This is a genomic window from Haloarcula sp. Atlit-7R (assembly GCF_003666065.1).
Lineage (GTDB): Archaea > Halobacteriota > Halobacteria > Halobacteriales > Haloarculaceae > Haloarcula > Haloarcula taiwanensis.
On sequence record NZ_QXIK01000116.1, the window covers coordinates 1 to 443 of the forward strand.

1 pseudogene is annotated in these 443 nt (G+C 61.6%); it reads left to right on the forward strand.

The features are described from left to right. Positions 1-443 (forward strand): annotated as a pseudogene (locus D3D01_RS22915) (ISH3 family transposase); the annotation flags it as partial.

A 443-nucleotide genomic window follows, 5' to 3' on the forward strand; every position in this document is an offset into this window, starting at 1 on the left:
TCGAAACTCGACGGTCACAGCTGGACCGTCGAGTTTCCCGTCTACATCGACTGTACCTACCAGAACGGACGGTACGACGAACATGGGGTGGCGCGTCACGGCTACGCCGCTGACGCGCCGTTCATCAACTCACCACGAGACGCTCGATACCACTACGCGAAACGCTTCGGTATCGAGGCGAGCTATCGACTCTCCGAGCAAAGTATCGCGACGACCTCGACACAAAATCCGGTCGTACGGCTGTTGTACGTCGTGGTGAGCTTGCTGTTACAGAACGTGTGGCGGTATCTGCACTGGGAGTACGTGGCGACGCCCCGCCGAGGCGGGCGTCGCCTCTGGCAGTGGCCATTCAAGGAGTTCATCAACATGATCCGTCGAGCAGCGTGGACGGCCCTCGCGGTGCGTCGGGCCGTCCCCGCGAACCGACCACCAGACGACCGGTT